The sequence below is a fragment of the Candidatus Accumulibacter cognatus genome, from assembly GCF_000584975.1.
Classification (GTDB): Bacteria; Pseudomonadota; Gammaproteobacteria; order Burkholderiales; family Rhodocyclaceae; genus Accumulibacter; species Accumulibacter cognatus.
In genome coordinates this window covers 23,532-39,096 of record NZ_JDST02000013.1, presented here as the reverse complement: position 1 = coordinate 39,096, position 15,565 = coordinate 23,532, and the positions used below count along the sequence as shown (strand labels likewise).

The window sequence follows — 15,565 nt, the reverse complement described above, 5'->3', positions numbered from 1 at the left end:
TCGCCTCTCTCGTTCAGATCTAGAAGTGTAGTGGCCGCTTGTCGCAGGCCAGCGCAGCTTCGTGGACCACCTCCGACAATGTCGGATGCGCATGGCAAATGCGCGCCAGATCCTCGGCGGCGGCGCCGAACTCCATCGCCACGACCCCCTCCGAGATCAGCTCGGAGGCATTCGCGCCGATGATATGGACACCGAGAATACGGTCGGTCGTGGCGCAAGCGAGCATCTTGACGAAACCGTTTGGCTCGCCCATGCCAAGCGCACGACCGTTCGCGGCAAAAGGAATCCTGCCGGCTTTGTAGGCAACGCCTTCGGCCTTCAACTGTTGTTCGGTCTTGCCGACCCAGGCGATCTCCGGACTGGTGTAAATCACCCAGGGGATAGTCTCGTGATTGCAGTGCCCGGACTGACCAGCCATGATCTCGGCGACCATGACGCCCTCTTCCATCGCCTTGTGCGCCAGCATCGGACCGGCGACGACATCACCCACCGCCCATACGCCGGGGAGATTGGTACGGCATTGGGCATCGACTTCGATCTGGCCTCGCTCGGTCAGTTTGAGACCCACCTTGTCGGCATCCAGGCCATCCGTGTTGGGAATGCGGCCGATCGAGACAATCAGTCGATCGGCATCGAGTTTCTGCTCGCTGCCGTCCCTGCCGGTATAGTCGATCGAGACCCCTTTCTGGGAAATCTTGACATCACCGATTTCGATGCCGGTAATGATCTTCAGGCCCTGTTTGGCAAAAACCTTGGCAGCTTCCTTGGCCACGTCGATATCGGTGACTGAAAGAAATTCCGGTAGCGCTTCAAGGATGGTCACTTCAGAACCCAGGCGACGCCAGACGCTGCCCATTTCAAGGCCGATGACGCCGGCACCGATGACCGCGAGCCTCTTCGGCACGGCGTTGAGGTCGAGCGCACCGATGTTGTCGCAAACGATCTCGTTATCGACAGGCACCCCAGGCAGATGACGGGCCTTGGAACCGGTAGCCACGATTATCTGCCTAGCCTCGACCAGTACGTCACCCACCCTGATCTGCCAGACCTCACTTTCAGCCGATTCCTTGCGCCCGACAAAAGCACCGTGCCCATTGAGCAGAGTGACCTTGTTTTTCTTGAACAGGCCCTTGATGCCACTGGTCAGCTGTTTAACGATACCCTCCTTGCGACCGATCATCCTGGCCACATCGATGGTCGGCGTACCGACACAGATCCCCTGCTCAGCAAAGCTGTGCCCGCTCTCCTCAAAGAGGTGCGAGGTATGCAGCAGCGCTTTCGAAGGAATGCAACCAACGTTCAGGCAGGTACCGCCAAGACGCGGTTCTCCCTTGGGATCGGCATAGGCATTTGATTCACAGCAGGCGACATTGAAACCAAGCTGTGCGGCCCGAATGGCGGCAATGTAGCCACCCGGGCCACCACCGATAACGAGAACGTCAAATTGTTTGGACATGATTGATTCCCTTTATAACAGTCATGACTTTCCCGGACACTCCCGATTCATGATCCGTGAGGACCCGTGCCTCGGTGGCGAGTGGTCAAACGCCAAGCAGCAGGCGAGCTGGATCCTCCAGTGCTTCCTTCATGGTCACCAGGCCGAGCACCGCCTCGCGACCGTCGATAATCCGATGATCGTATGACATGGCCAGATAGTTGATCGGACGGATCACTACTTGGCCATTTTCGACCACTGGACGGTCCTTGGTCGCATGAATGCCGAGGATCGCCGACTGCGGCGGATTGATGATCGGGGTCGACAACATCGAACCGAAGACACCGCCGTTGGAAATCGAGAAGGTGCCGCCGGTCAGATCTTCCATCGACAGCTTGCCGTCCTTGGCCTTGCTGCCGAATTCGCCGATTTTCTTCTCGATGTCGGCAATGGTCATCTGGTCAGCGTCGCGCAGGATCGGCACCACCAGGCCGCGCGGGCTGCCTACAGCAATGCCGATGTCGATGTAGCCATGGTATACGATGTCGTTGCCATCGACCGAGGCGTTGATCACCGGGAATTTTTGCAGCGCCGCAACGGCGGCCTTGACAAAGAAGCCCATGAAACCGAGGCGAACCCCGTGTACCTTTTCGAAGCGATCACCATATTGCTTGCGCAGGGCCATGATCGGGCCCATGTTCACCTCATTGAAGGTGGTCAGGATCGCATTGGTCGCCTGTGATTGCAGCAGGCGCTCGGCAACTCGGGCACGCAGACGTGACATCGGTACGCGCTGCTCCGGCCGGTCACCAAGCGGCACCGTCACGCTCGGTGCTGGTGCCAGCCCCGAAACCGGGCTGGCGACCGGCACGGTGACCGGGTCTGCAGCCGCAGCCGCTTTCACCACAGGCGCCTGCGCCTGGGCGGCCAGTGCATCACTCTTGGTCACCCGACCGCCACGACCGGTACCCGCGACACTGCTGGCGGCCATCCCTTTCTCTTCGAGGATTTTGCGGGCTGCCGGCAAAGCGACACCCGCAGCCGTAACCGGAGCCATCGCCACGGCCTCTGTTTTGGCCGGTATCCCCCTCGTTGCTGGTACTGCGCCCGCGACTGCGCCAGCCTGCGCGGCAGTATCGATGCGCGCAATCACCTCACCCGCAACCACAGTCTCCCCGTCAGTCTTGACAATTTCAACCAGCACGCCACCATCCGGTGCTGGCAGTTCGAGGACGACCTTGTCGGTCTCGATGTCGATCAGGTTTTCATCCCTTGTGACGGCTTCGCCGGCCTTCTTGTGCCAGGTGACCAGGGTCGCTTCGGCAACTGACTCGGAAAGCTGTGGAACTTTGACGTCGATGATCATGTTCTCTCCGTTCTAGGGCAATTTGTAGTACTCGATCTCACCGAAGGCGGAGTCGATCAGAGCCTTTTGTTGGGCGTTGTGCTTGCTTTGGTAACCAACCGCCGGGGACGCTGAGGCTGGACGGGAAACCAGCAACAAATGCTGCTTGTCGCTGAGCGAGCGCGACAGGTGCTGACGCGAGGCGATCCAGTACCAAGCACCTTGATTGCGCGGCTCATCCTGACACCAAACAACTTCCGTAGCTTTTGGGTACTTGGCCAGTTCCTCCTGGAAAGACTCTTGCGGAAAGGGATAGAGCTGCTCGAGTCGGGCAATCGCAACATGCGAGACCTTCCGCTCGTGCCGTGCAGCCACCAGTTCGTAGTAGATCTTGCCGGAGCAGAAGATCACTCGGGTGACCTTCTTGGCAATGATCGGTTCGACTTCTCCGATCACGCGCTGGAACTCTCCGTCGCTCAACTCCTCCAGCGTCGAGGTTGCATCCTTGTGGCGAAGCAGCGATTTCGGCGAGAAAACGATCAACGGTTTGCGCTGGCTACGCAGTGCTTGCCGGCGCAGCATGTGGAAAACCTGCGCTGGTGTCGATGGCTGGCAGACTTCCATGTTCATCTCGGCACAGAGCTGCATGTAACGCTCGATGCGTGCCGAAGAATGCTCCGGACCCTGTCCTTCATAACCATGCGGCAGCAGCAGTACCAGTCCACTGGCCCGCCCCCACTTGGCTTCTCCGGCAGCGATGAACTGGTCGATGACCACTTGCGCACCGTTGGCGAAGTCCCCGAATTGCGCCTCCCAGACCACCAACTCGTGCGGATTGGCGGTCGAGTAGCCATACTCGAAGGCCAGCACTGCCTCCTCCGAGAGCACCGAGTCGAAGCATTGGAAACCACCCTGCCGTTCCTGCAGGTTGGCCAGCGGGTAATAGGTCCCATGATCCCAGTGCTCACGATTCTGGTCGTGCAGCGCGGCGTGTCGGTGGAAGAAAGTGCTGCGGCCAACATCCTCGCCGGAAATACGAACGCCATAGCCGGAAACCAGCAGCGAGGCGTAAGCCAGGTTTTCGGCCATTCCCCAGTCGACCGGGAGCTTGCCCTCGCCCATCTGGCGACGGTCCTCGATGATCTTCTGAACGCGGCTGTGCAACGTGAAGTTCGGTGGAATAGTCGTCAACCGCTCGGACAGGCGCTGCAGTTCGCCGACTGGCACCTTGGTATCACAATTTTCGATGTATTGCGGCGAGACGAACGGTGTCCAGTCGATGGTCATCGGGTGCTTGTAACCGGCGAGGACCGGGTTATACAACAGTTCGCCACGATCGAGGTGAGCACGGTAATCGGCGATGATCTCGTTCGGACCCTCGGCGTGCAGTACGCCTTCGGCAACCAGCTTGTCTGCGTAGAGCTTGCGCGTGCCGGGATGCTGCTGGATCTTCTTGTACATCAGCGGTTGTGTGACCATCGGCTCATCCTGCTCGTTGTGACCGAGCTTGCGATAACAGACAATGTCGACCACGACATCCTTCTTGAAGGTTTTGCGGAATTCGACGGCCAGGCTAGTGACCAGCGCCACCGCTTCCGGATCATCCCCATTGACATGAAAGATGGGTGCTTCGGCCATCTTGAAGATGTCGGTACAGTACAAGGACGAACGGTAGTCGCGCGGGTCGGAGGTGGTAAAGCCGATCTGGTTATTGATGACGATATGGACCGTACCGCCCACACCGTAACCGCGCGTCTGCGCGAAATTGAGCATTTCCTGGTTGACTCCCTGGCCAGCGACGGCTGCATCCCCATGGATGAGCACGGAGAGTACCTTGTCCTTGCCGTTCTCGCCGCGACGACGCTGGCGCGAATACACCGAACCGACGACTACCGGGTTCACGATTTCGAGGTGTGAGGGGTTGAACGCCAGCGTCAGATGGCAGGGACCGCCCGGGGTTGACACGTCGGACGAGTAACCCATGTGGTACTTGACGTCACCGGCAGTCAGTATCTGCGCCTTTTTGCCCTCGAATTCGTCAAATAACATCGACGGCGCCTTGCCCAGCGTATTGACCAACACGTTGAGGCGGCCACGGTGAGCCATTCCGACGACGATCTCGTCCACCCCTCCGGCGCCGGCGACACGAATCAGTTCATCCATGGCCACGATCGTGGATTCTCCCCCTTCGAGCGAGAAGCGTTTCTGCCCGACATAACGGGTGTGTAGGTAGCGTTCGAGCGTTTCGGCGGCAGTCAGACGTTCGAGCATCCGTCTTCTCTGCTCGGCAGTATAGTTCGGCTTCGAATGGATGCGCTCGAGGCGATCTTGAATCCAGCGTTTCTCGGCGACCGTACTGATGTACATGTACTCGACGCCGATCGATCCGCAATAGGTCGCCTTGAGTGCGTCGTAGATCTGGCCAAAGGTGGCGTGGTCCGGCGTTCCCTTGAACGATCCGGCATTGAACACGGTATTCAGGTCAGCATCGGAAAGGCCGTAATAGGCAGGATCGAGCTGCGGCACCTCCGGACGCGGCGTGCGTTTGAGTGGGTCCAGGTTGGCCCAGCGGTCGCCAATGAAACGATACGAGGTGATCATCTGGAGAACGCTGACCTGTTTCCTGTCATCTACCGGTGTGACTGCCGCGGCGCGGTAGCCTCCCTTTCTTGCCAGTTCAGCAAACGCATTGATCACTGGCAAATGAGGAACATCGCGGGCAACGTAACCCGGCAGTTGCGCCAGCTTGTCGAAATACTCGCGCCATTGATCGGAGACAGAGCCAGGATTGTCGAGATAGTTTTCGTACAACTCCTCGACAAAGGGTGCATTGCCGCCAAAGAGTAGGGAGTTACCAAAAAGCTGATTCATCATGGCAGTTACCTGTCGTCACCGTTCTGGTTCGAATTGAGAAAAACTGTGGTGTGGGAGGCCACAGCATGAAAAAGGGCGGCTACTGCCGGCCGCCCCTTTGAGTCGATCAGCCTAGCGCTGGTCGACGGCAATGACGTCACGCCGGGCTTTGCCGACATAGAGCTGGCGTGGACGACCGATCTTGTATTCCGGATCGTTGATCATCTCTTCCCATTGCGTCATCCACCCGACCGTACGCGCCAGCGCGAAGATGCAGGTGAACATGGTGGTTGGAATGCCAAGCGCCTTCTGAACGATTCCCGAGTAGAAATCGACGTTGGGATAGAGCTTCTTCTCGATGAAGTAGTCATCCTCCAGAGCGATCTTCTCCAGTTCCATCGCCAGCTTGAACAGACGATCGTTCTCTAGACCGAGTTCCTGTAGGACATCGCCGCAGACCTTGCGCATCAGTTTCGCGCGCGGATCGAAGTTCTTGTAGACACGGTGACCAAAACCCATCAGCTTGAATTCGTCGTTCTTGTCCTTGGCGCGGGCAATGTAGCGGCCAACGCGCGAGACATCGTGGATTTCTTCGAGCATCTGCAGACAGGCTTCGTTGGCACCGCCGTGTGCCGGGCCCCAGAGGCAGGCGATCCCCGCTGAGATGCAGGCATACGGATTAGCGCCGGAAGATCCCGACAGACGAACCGTCGAAGTCGATGCGTTCTGCTCGTGATCGGCATGCAAGGTGAAAATGGTGTCCAAGGCGTGCACCAGCACCGGATTCGGCTTGTACTCCTCGCAGGGCGTGCCGAACATCATGTGCATGAAGTTGGCAGTGTAATCGAGGTCGTTGCGCGGGTAAATGAACGGCTCGCCGACGTGATATTTATAGGCCATGGCGATGATCGTCGGGAGTTTGGCGACGATCCGGTTGAAGCTGATGTTCTGGTGTTCGAGATCGGAGAAATTCTCGGCTTCATGGTAAAACGCCGACAAGGCGCCCACGACCCCCACCAGAACGGCCATCGGATGCGCATCACGACGAAAGCCCTGGTAAAACTTCACCAGCTGCTCGTGTACCATCGTGTGTACCTTGATGTTTTTCTCGAAGTTGGTTTTCTGAGTAGCCGTCGGCAGCTCGCCGTTCCACAGCAGATAGGCCACCTCAAGGAAGTTGCATTGCTCGGCCAGTTGCTCGATCGGATAACCCCGATAAAGGAGTTCGCCCTTGTCACCGTCGATGAACGTGATCTTCGACCGGCAACTCGCCGTCGACAGGTAGCCAGAATCGTAGGTGAAATGACCGGTCTTGCCCAACAGGGTACGAATGTCGATGCAATCATTGCCGTGGGTAGGCGTCATGATTGGAAATTCGACGGGCGCCCGCCCCTCGATGGTCAAAGTTGCTTTACGTTCGATCGTCATTTATTTATCCCCGTTCAGGTGTTGAGGTCACAGCTACGAACAGGAAGCTGCCAGACTATGGCAACTTCCTTACTTAACTCTTACGTTGCGCAACAACGCAACGACTTCGGCCTGGACCGCATCTGAGCACTGGCGGCTACCATTGATCAGTGGCCATAGTTCCAGATCCTCCATGTCGGCCAGTGTGACAAATGCGTCCGCCTGTTCGGGTTCCAGCATCGGGAAGATCCGGTCAAGAAACTCCCCGAGCAAGAGGTCCATTTCCAGCATTGCGCGTCGAGTGCAACGCCAGCGCAGGCGGTTGAGGTTTTCTCTGTCCACCATCAGACCGCACGACGAACCATCAATTCCTTGATCTTACCAATCGCCCGTGTCGGATTCAGACCTTTCGGGCAGACGTCAACACAGTTCATGATGGTGTGACAGCGGAACAGACGGTAGGGATCCTCAAGATCATCGAGGCGCTCATTGGTCGCTTGGTCACGGGTATCGGCGATGAAACGGTAGGCGTTCAGCAGGCCGGCAGGACCGACAAACTTGTCCGGGTTCCACCAGAAAGAGGGGCACGATGTCGAACAGCAGGCACACAGGATGCACTCGTACAGACCATTCAGTTCTTCACGTTCCTCTGGCGACTGCAGTCGCTCGCGTTCAGGACGCGGACCTTCATTGATCAGGTAGGGCTTGATCGAGTGGTACTGCTTGAAGAATTGGGTCATGTCGACGATCAGGTCACGAATCACCGGCAGGCCCGGCAGCGGCCGCAAGACGACCGGCTGCTTGAGATCCTTGATCTCGGTCAGACAGGCCAGGCCGTTCTTGCCATTGATGTTCATTGCATCCGATCCGCAAATGCCTTCTCGACACGAGCGACGATAGGAAAGCGTGTCATCCTTCGCCTTCAGTCGGGTCAGAATGTCGAGCAACTTGCGATCGATGGAAAAATCGACCTCGACCGAGATGTCCTGCATGTAGGGCGCGGCGTCCTTGTCGGGATCGTAGCGGTAAATCTTGAACTGCATGGTACTGGTGGTCATGACATTGACTCCTTGGCGCACGATCAATAGGAGCGCGTCTTCAGCGCGATGGATTCGACAGATAGCGGCTTCATGATCACCGGTTTGTAATCGAGATGATTACCGTCGCGGTGCCATAGCGTGTGCTTGTGCCAGTGGAGGTCGTCGCGCCCGTTCGGATTCGCTGCAGTATCCGGCGCATCGTCACGGACATGGGCACCACGCGACTCCTTGCGCGCTTCCGCCGAAATCATCGTCGCCTTGGCCACTTCGATCAGATTGTCCAGCTCCAGAGCCTCGACTCGTGCCGTGTTCCACACTTGGGACTTGTCCTTGATCTCGGTTCTCGCGACCGCCTTCTCGATATCGAGGATCTTCGCGACACCCTCGGCCAGCATGTCCTTGAAACGGAAAACGCCACAGTGTTTTTGCATCGTACGCTGCAGTTCGAGACGCGTGGCGTTGACGTCGGCCCCACCGGTCTGCGTATCGAGACGGTGCAGGCGTGCCATCGTACGATCCGCGAAATTCTCCGGCAACTCCTTGAGACCGATAGCTCCGGATTTGAGATCGTCGATCACCGAATCGCCGGACGACTTGCCGAATACCAGCAGGTCCAGCAGCGAGTTGGTTCCCAGCCGGTTGGCGCCGTGCACTGAAGCACAGGCGACCTCGCCGGCGGCGTAGAAGCCCTTGACCGGTGTTCCGTCATCGGCGACGACCTGACCCTTGTAGTTGGTCGGTACACCTCCCATCTGGTAATGACAGGTCGGCACCACCGGGATCGGCGCCTTGATCGGATCGATACCGGCAAACTGGATTGAAATCTCGCGAATTCCCGGCAAGCGCTTCATGATCGTCGCAGGATCGAGGTGGGTGATGTCAAGCAGCACAAAATCCTTGTTTGGCCCGCAACCGCGACCCTCGTTGATTTCCGTGACCATGGCACGCGATACCACGTCGCGAGAAGCCAGGTCCTTGGCATTCGGCGCATATCGCTCCATGAAGCGTTCGTTGGTCGAATTACGCAGGATGCCGCCTTCGCCGCGCACTCCTTCGGTAATCAGCACGCCCGCGCCAGCGACACCGGTCGGGTGGAATTGCCAGAATTCCATGTCCTCCAGTGCAATGCCGGCGCGCGCTGCCATGCCCAGACCGTCACCGGTGTTGATGAAGGCATTGGTCGATGAATAGAAAATCCGGCCAGCACCTCCAGTGGCAAAGACGGTGGCCTTGGTGTGGAAAGCGACGACTTCCCCCGTTTCCATTTCAAGGGCGATAACGCCGAGAATCTGACCGGAATCGTCGCGAATCAGGTCGAGCGCCATCCATTCAACGAAAAACTGCGTATTGGCGCGTACGTTGCGCTGATAGAGCGCGTGCAGCATGGCGTGACCCGTTCGGTCTGCCGCGGCGCAGGCACGGCGAACCGGCTTCTCGCCAAAGTTAGACATATGTCCACCAAAGGGACGCTGGTAGATCTTGCCCTCGTCGGTACGGTCGAAGGGCATTCCGAAGTGCTCGAGTTCAACGACGACCTCGGGTGCCATGCGGCACATGTATTCGATCGCGTCCTGATCACCTAGCCAGTCCGAGCCCTTGACGGTATCGTACATGTGCCAGTGCCAGTGATCTTCCTCGGAATTGCCGAGCGAGGCCGATACCCCTCCTTGCGCCGCCACCGTGTGCGAACGGGTGGGAAAGACCTTTGACAACACGGCCGTCTTCAGACCAGCTTCGGAAAGCTGGATCGCCGCGCGCAGACCCGATCCGCCAGCGCCAACGATGACAGCATCGAACTTACGTACTGGAATGGTTTGCTTGCTCACTTACATTCTCCACAGGATCTGAACCGCCCAGCCGGCATATCCGACCAGCACCGTCGCCGTCGCAATCATCATCAGCAGACGCAAGCCATCGGGCTTGACGTAATCCATCCAGATGTCCCGGACACCAATCCAGGCATGGTAGAAGACACTGACAAAGAACAGAAATGTGGCGAATTTCATGAAGCCGTTGGCAAAGATGGCGCGCCAGGCTTCGAAGGAATCGGGCCCGACGGCACCGACCACGACCAGGAAAACGACCGTGTAAACAGCCATGACGATGGCTGTAGCACGCTGGATGAGCCAGTCCTTGAGGCCATAGTGAGCCCCGACGAGAATACGATTTACCATAGCACTTTAGCTCCGACGATCAGGGTCAGCGCAATGCTGACCGCGAAAACGACCTTGCTCGACAGACGTGCCGCTTCAAGTTCAATCCCTTTGTGCAGATCGAGCAGCAGATAGCGGATGCCGGCGCAGAAGTGGTGCATGTAGAACCAGATCAAACCGAGCAGGACGATCTTGACCAGGGGATGAGCCACGACCCCCTTGACGCTAGCGAAGGTTTCCGGAGACGTGAGACTGCCCTGGAACAGCCAGAGCAGAAATGGCAACAGCAGGAATAGCCCTGCCCCGCTAATGCGGTGAATGATTGAAAGGATACCCGGAAGGGGTAGCCTGATAGTGGGCAAATCCAAATTCTTTGGACGCTTCTTCTTGATCGCCATCTCTGCCATGAACGTCATCCCTCATATGATTAGCTGGCCGAATGTACGCCACCCGACCCCCTTGATACCACGCTGGATTATAAATCATCCAGACGTGCCTGACTTGCCCGAGGAGCCTGTCCCGGGTCCTCAGCCCAGTTCATTGTGATAATGATAGTTGCGTGTCGAATAGAAACCCCGCCGCCATTCGACGGGCTTGTGGCCATAGGTGAAAGTCACCCGCTCGACCAGTAACAGCGGACTTCCCTCGGCCACCTGCAGCCACTCGGCACTGACCCGGTCAGCCGCAACGGCGCGCAGCCGTTCGTTGGCACGGATCATGCGAACGCCGTAACGCGTCTCGAACAGGCTGTACAGTGACTCGCCGGATCTGAGCACCTCCAGTGACAGATCGGGAAAGAGTTCGCTCGGAAGATAGATCTCGTCGAAGACGACCGGCTCGTCACCCAACTTCAACAGGCGGCGAAGAATCGTAATGGGCGCACCCGTCTCGATGGCCAGAATGCGCGCGACATCGGCACCGGCCTTGGCCCGCCAGCATTCGAGCGGGATGCTCTGGGAGATCTGCAACTCTCCTTGATTGGGGAGCAGTCGGAGAAAGCGGAAAAACGAACCCGGATCCTTATGGGTAGCGACGAAAGTCCCTTTACCTTGCTGGCGAACAAGGAGATTCTCGGCAGCCATTTCGTCAATGGCCTTGCGCACCGTACCCTGGCTCACACCGAAACGGCTAGCCAGTTCGGACTCACTCGGGATGGAGTCCCCCGGACCCCACTCACCCGCCTCCAAATTGTGCAGGATCAGTTCCTTGATCTGCCGATACAGCGGACTGAATGTAGGAGGATGCAATGACGATGACCGGCCCATGGACAGTCATTTCAGCATAATTTGACGCTCACGTCTATCCTGTTCGAACTATTCGTATCTTATATAAGACATAAGATAGATTTGACACCTGCTGACCATAGATCTTATGATTTGTCCGATTTGCCAGCCCCACAGCACACGGCTTGTGGGGGCAACGCCGATCGTTTTTCTGCTCACGCTGCCTACTTTACGTCGTCACTAACAACAGGAGCCGCATCATGTCCAAAGTCCCCATGCGCGTCGCGGTCACCGGCGCCGCCGGTCAAATTGGTTACAGCCTGCTTTTCCGGATTGCCTCCGGCGAAATGCTCGGCAAGGATCAACCGGTCATCCTCCAGCTACTCGACCTCCCGCAAGCTCAAAAGGCCTGCCAGGGCGTGATGATGGAACTCGAAGACTGTGCCTTCCCGCTGCTCGCCGGCATGTTCGCCACCGACGATCCGAACCTTGCTTTCAGGGATGCGGATGTCTGCCTCCTGGTTGGCGCACGCCCACGTGGTCCGGGAATGGAGCGCGCCGACCTGCTGACCGCCAATGGCGCGATCTTTACCGTGCAGGGCAAGGCCATTGCCGAGAATGCCCGCGAGGACGTCCGCGTTCTCGTCGTTGGCAACCCCTGCAATACCAATGCCCTGATCGCTGGCGCTGCCGCCAGAAAAATCGGCCGCACCAATCCGGACAACTACCATGGCATGCTGCGCCTCGATCACAACCGTGCCCTTTCGCAACTTGCCGCAAAAACCGGCCGGCCGGTCGCAAGCTTCAAACAGCTCGTCGTGTGGGGCAATCATTCGCCAACGATGTACGCCGATTACCGCAATTGCACCTCTGGCGGCGACAACGTCAAGGCCCTGATCAATGACCCGGTGTGGAACAATGATGTGTTCCTGCCAACTGTCGGCAAGCGCGGCGCCGCGATCATAGATGCGCGCGGTCTCTCCTCCGCTGCCTCGGCAGCCAATGCTGCCATCGACCACATGCGCGACTGGGTCCTCGGTTCTGACGAATGGGTGACCATGGGCGTCCCCTCCGATGGCTCCTATGACATCCCGGTCGGTATCGTTTTCGGTTTCCCATGCGAATGCAAAGACGGTTCGTTCAAGATCATCCAGGGAATCGAAATCGACGAGTACTCGCGCGAGAAGATGAACAAGACTCTCAAGGAACTGACCGACGAAGCGGATGCTGTCAAGGACATGCTCTAAGCGAGTCATCAGCAGTCGCTGCGAACTTTCAGCCGCGGGCCAGTCCGCGGCTTTTTTCACAGGAGTACGTTCCAATCTAAGGAGGAGCCTGAAAAGGTGAGGATGGCGGAGAAGTTGACAGGCTGCTGTCCGCATCCTGTTACGGAAACAGATTTTGTTAAGGGCTATTAGGGTGGCCTTGGATTTCTTTTCCTTCCCTATTTGTTTTCCTTCTAGAATAGCCGCTTCGCAAAACCCGCAAGCAACCCTCATGCGCCGCTCCACAGAGAACCTCTTCACAGGTGTGAATCCGTTACCTCTGTTACAGAGAGTCGCTCGCAGGCACTCGGACAACCCGCATGTACCTGTTGGAGGATGCAAAACCGCGCTTCTTCACCTGCAGCCATGAGTCTGTCGACGCTGACCGCGGCAATCCTCGAATTTCGCGATCAACGCAACTGGGCGCAGTTCCACAGTTTGCGCAACTTGATCGTCTCGCTGAATCTTGAAGCCAGCGAGTTGCTCGAATTGACGCAGTGGAAGAGTGACGCCGAAATGGCTGCAATTGCAGACAGCGCCAGCGCGCAGGAAGCCCTGCGCGACGAATGTGCCGACGTCCTGATTTACCTGTTGTTGATTGCCGAAAATGCCGGAATCGACCTTGAAGAAGCTGTGAGCGCCAAACTCGTGAAAAATGCAATCAAGTATCCGGTTGCGCGCAGCTATGGATCGAACCGGAAGCATTCAGAGCAAACAGGGCTTGAGGATGCTCAGGAAATCGAGTGATTCTCCAACGGCCATGACTTTTCCAGCCCTCCCGATCATGCAAGTCATGACCGTTTCCCCATCCTCTGTGAGAGGGAGGGGTGATTCGTGAGTCGCTGACGCGACTTCCACATCAACAGTGGATCGGCAATCTGGGCAGCGATGAACGCAAAGAACTGTTCACCTGCATTGCACACCAGCAAGGAGGAGCAATCATGAACCCATATTTTTCTCCGGGATCCATCGGCAAGTTCTCTCTGGCTATCCGCATCGTGGTCGCGCCGATATACCGGTACTCGGCCAAGAATGGCAAAGCCTGCCGATGAGCAGCACACCAGACCCGGCCGCGAGCCGCTTCCCGACCATCCGTCAAATCCAGGCCAGTGCCGTTCTTGGCTGGGTGCAGGCAGGCTGGCATGACTACCGTCAGAGTGGGTTTGCCAGCCTGTTCTATGGCGTCTGTTTTGCCTTCGGCGGCTGGTTGCTGCAAGTGGTTTTTTCTCATGCCATCGCACTTCTCGCAGGGCTGACGACCGGCTTCCTGCTGTTTGGCCCTTTTCTGACATTCGGGCTCTACGATCTGAGTCGGCGTATCGAAACCGGCAAACTACCCCGATTGGCCCCGACCCTTGTCGCTTGGCGCTCGAATCTTGCGAATATCGGGCTGTTTGCCGCGCTGTTGGCGGTGATCCTGCTGATCTGGGCACGCGCGTCAATCATTATCTTTGCGCTATTCTTCGCTGGCGGATTGCCCAGCTTCGCTGATGTCGTGCGAACTGTCCTGACATTCGAGCAACTCGACTTTGCTTTCGCCTACTTTGCCGTCGGCGGGTTCTGCGCCTGCTTCGTCTTCGCGATGAGCGTCATCGCCCTGCCCATGATGCTCGACCGCAAGACCGATGCGATCACGGCGGCGCTGGCCAGCCTCTTCGCCTGCGCCCGCAACCCCGGCCCGATGCTGCTCTGGGCTGCCTGCATCGCGATCCTCGCCGCGATCGGTTTTGCGACGCTGTTTCTCGGGCTGATTGTGACCATGCCCCTGGTGGGGCATGCGAGCTGGCACGTCTACCGCGAAGTCGTGGCCGACGAGGAGAAGCAGACCGACCCGCGCTGAACGCGATCGCAGCCTGATCCGGCTACTCCGGCAAACCGTTCAGGAAGTACAGGCTCTCCAGCCGCAGCCCCGGTTTGCCGAGCATTCCGAACCAGCGATCATGGATCGCGTGCATCTCGCGGCTGCGGCTGAGGCGAGCGAGTTCGCGGTTCACCGCCAAGCGGAAGGCCGCATCATTGCGGCGCATCATCAAGGCATAGGGCTCGTAGGAAAAGGTCTCGGGACCGATCGACCAGTCATTCTGGCTGCCTGAATCGAGGACAAGCCCGATCAGCAACGATCGATCGGAGGCATAGGCCTCGACCTTTCCCTGCAGCATCGCCGCTATCCCCTGCGAGTGATCGCTGACCTTGACCAACTCGGCAGCAACCTTGTACTGCAGCAGTGCCGCGGCAATCGTCCTCTCGCTGGTCGTTCCGGTGGCAACGGCAATCCGCTTGTCGGCCAGGTCTTCGAAGCGCCGGATTCCGGCGGCCCTGCGCGACAGATACGCGCCACCGTCAATGTAGGTCAGCAGGCTGAAATCGACTTCTTCCATGCGTGCCAGCGTACTGGTGGTTGAACCACATTCGAGGTCGATCGCACCCGATTTCAATTTGGCGATCCGCGTTTCCGGTGTCACCGGCACCCACTGCAGCTGCAGCTCGTCAAGGTCCAGTTGCTTGACGATTGCCGCCGCCACCCTGGTACATAGGTCGACCGAATAACCCCAGGGCTGATTGTCATCGCCAGTATAAGAGAAGGGTACCGAGCTCTCGCGGTAACCGAGTGCAATGGTTTTTGAGGCCTTGATCTTGTCTAGCGTCCCCGCCGCCTGCGCCGGTACGACAAGGCCCAGGAGCACAGTCGTTGCCGCCCGCAGAACCCAACGATGCAACTGCATGCAATTCCTCCCAACGGTAATGGCGCGAATATCGCCTGATCGAATGATCAAAGCCGTGAAGACATGATTCTGATCGATTGAAGGTGATTTGAACATCGCTATGACCTGGGTTCTGCGGAAT

15 protein-coding genes are annotated in these 15,565 nt (G+C 57.9%); 4 read left to right on the top strand and 11 right to left on the bottom strand.

All coding sequences use genetic code 11. The features are described 5' to 3' along the window. Positions 1-19 precede the first annotated feature (19 nt). The 10 genes from lpdA to AW06_RS03355 all read right to left on the bottom strand — a co-directional run bounded on the left by lpdA (position 20) and on the right by AW06_RS03355 (position 11,498). Entirely contained in the window at positions 20-1,456 is a 1,437-nt protein-coding gene (lpdA, locus tag AW06_RS03400; RefSeq protein WP_034945590.1) for a dihydrolipoyl dehydrogenase, read from the bottom strand. 85 nt (positions 1,457-1,541) lie between these two features. Beyond that, complete coding sequence (odhB, locus tag AW06_RS03395) at positions 1,542-2,801, bottom strand: 2-oxoglutarate dehydrogenase complex dihydrolipoyllysine-residue succinyltransferase (RefSeq protein ID WP_034945587.1); 1,260 nt, start codon at positions 2,799-2,801, stop codon at positions 1,542-1,544. Positions 2,802-2,813: 12 nt separating this feature from the next. Then, positions 2,814-5,654, bottom strand: a complete 2,841-nt coding sequence (locus AW06_RS03390) for a 2-oxoglutarate dehydrogenase E1 component (protein WP_034945584.1) — start codon at positions 5,652-5,654, stop codon at positions 2,814-2,816. Positions 5,655-5,765: 111 nt separating this feature from the next. Further along, positions 5,766-7,061: a citrate synthase gene (gene gltA / locus AW06_RS03385; RefSeq protein WP_034945580.1), complete on the bottom strand. Its 1,296-nt coding sequence runs from the start codon at positions 7,059-7,061 to the stop codon at positions 5,766-5,768. Between the two features lie 69 nt (positions 7,062-7,130). Beyond that, positions 7,131-7,385 carry a succinate dehydrogenase assembly factor 2 gene (locus tag AW06_RS03380; RefSeq protein WP_034945579.1) on the bottom strand — a complete coding sequence of 85 codons (255 nt, stop codon included), beginning with the start codon at positions 7,383-7,385 and terminating at the stop codon, positions 7,131-7,133. Beyond that, complete coding sequence (locus AW06_RS03375; RefSeq protein WP_034945576.1) at positions 7,385-8,098, bottom strand: succinate dehydrogenase iron-sulfur subunit; 714 nt, start codon at positions 8,096-8,098, stop codon at positions 7,385-7,387. The genes AW06_RS03380 and AW06_RS03375 overlap by 1 nt, the downstream gene beginning before the upstream one ends. A gap of 23 nt (positions 8,099-8,121) precedes the next feature. Continuing rightward, entirely contained in the window at positions 8,122-9,906 is a 1,785-nt protein-coding gene (gene sdhA / locus AW06_RS03370; RefSeq protein ID WP_138677885.1) for a succinate dehydrogenase flavoprotein subunit, read from the bottom strand. After that, positions 9,907-10,254, bottom strand: coding sequence for a succinate dehydrogenase, hydrophobic membrane anchor protein (sdhD, locus tag AW06_RS03365; protein ID WP_034945573.1), 348 nt, complete (start codon positions 10,252-10,254; stop codon positions 9,907-9,909). Further along, positions 10,248-10,640 carry a succinate dehydrogenase, cytochrome b556 subunit gene (gene sdhC / locus AW06_RS03360; protein WP_034945654.1) on the bottom strand — a complete coding sequence of 131 codons (393 nt, stop codon included), beginning with the start codon at positions 10,638-10,640 and terminating at the stop codon, positions 10,248-10,250. Before sdhC ends, sdhD begins: the two co-directional genes overlap by 7 nt. A gap of 120 nt (positions 10,641-10,760) precedes the next feature. Continuing rightward, positions 10,761-11,498: a GntR family transcriptional regulator gene (locus AW06_RS03355; RefSeq protein WP_034945571.1), complete on the bottom strand. Its 738-nt coding sequence runs from the start codon at positions 11,496-11,498 to the stop codon at positions 10,761-10,763. A 218-nt stretch (positions 11,499-11,716) separates the two neighbouring features. Here AW06_RS03355 and AW06_RS03350 point away from each other — a divergent pair, with 218 nt between their 5' ends. The 4 genes from AW06_RS03350 to AW06_RS03335 all read left to right on the top strand — a co-directional run bounded on the left by AW06_RS03350 (position 11,717) and on the right by AW06_RS03335 (position 14,561). Continuing rightward, the gene (locus tag AW06_RS03350; protein WP_034945568.1) at positions 11,717-12,703 is read left to right on the top strand and encodes a malate dehydrogenase; all 987 of its coding nucleotides are present in this window, start codon (positions 11,717-11,719) and stop codon (positions 12,701-12,703) included. A gap of 384 nt (positions 12,704-13,087) precedes the next feature. Next, positions 13,088-13,468 (top strand): nucleotide pyrophosphohydrolase, encoded by a 381-nt coding sequence (locus AW06_RS03345; RefSeq protein ID WP_034945565.1) that lies wholly within the window; start codon positions 13,088-13,090, stop codon positions 13,466-13,468. An 80-nt stretch (positions 13,469-13,548) separates the two neighbouring features. Beyond that, positions 13,549-13,773: a hypothetical protein gene (locus AW06_RS03340; RefSeq protein WP_034945563.1), complete on the top strand. Its 225-nt coding sequence runs from the start codon at positions 13,549-13,551 to the stop codon at positions 13,771-13,773. Continuing rightward, the gene (locus AW06_RS03335) at positions 13,770-14,561 is read left to right on the top strand and encodes a DUF2189 domain-containing protein (protein WP_034945561.1); all 792 of its coding nucleotides are present in this window, start codon (positions 13,770-13,772) and stop codon (positions 14,559-14,561) included. The genes AW06_RS03340 and AW06_RS03335 overlap by 4 nt, the downstream gene beginning before the upstream one ends. Before the next feature lie 22 nt (positions 14,562-14,583). On the opposite strand, the gene AW06_RS03330 is transcribed toward AW06_RS03335, so the two are convergent. After that, positions 14,584-15,444: an amino acid ABC transporter substrate-binding protein gene (locus AW06_RS03330; RefSeq protein WP_034945559.1), complete on the bottom strand. Its 861-nt coding sequence runs from the start codon at positions 15,442-15,444 to the stop codon at positions 14,584-14,586. Positions 15,445-15,565 lie beyond the last annotated feature (121 nt).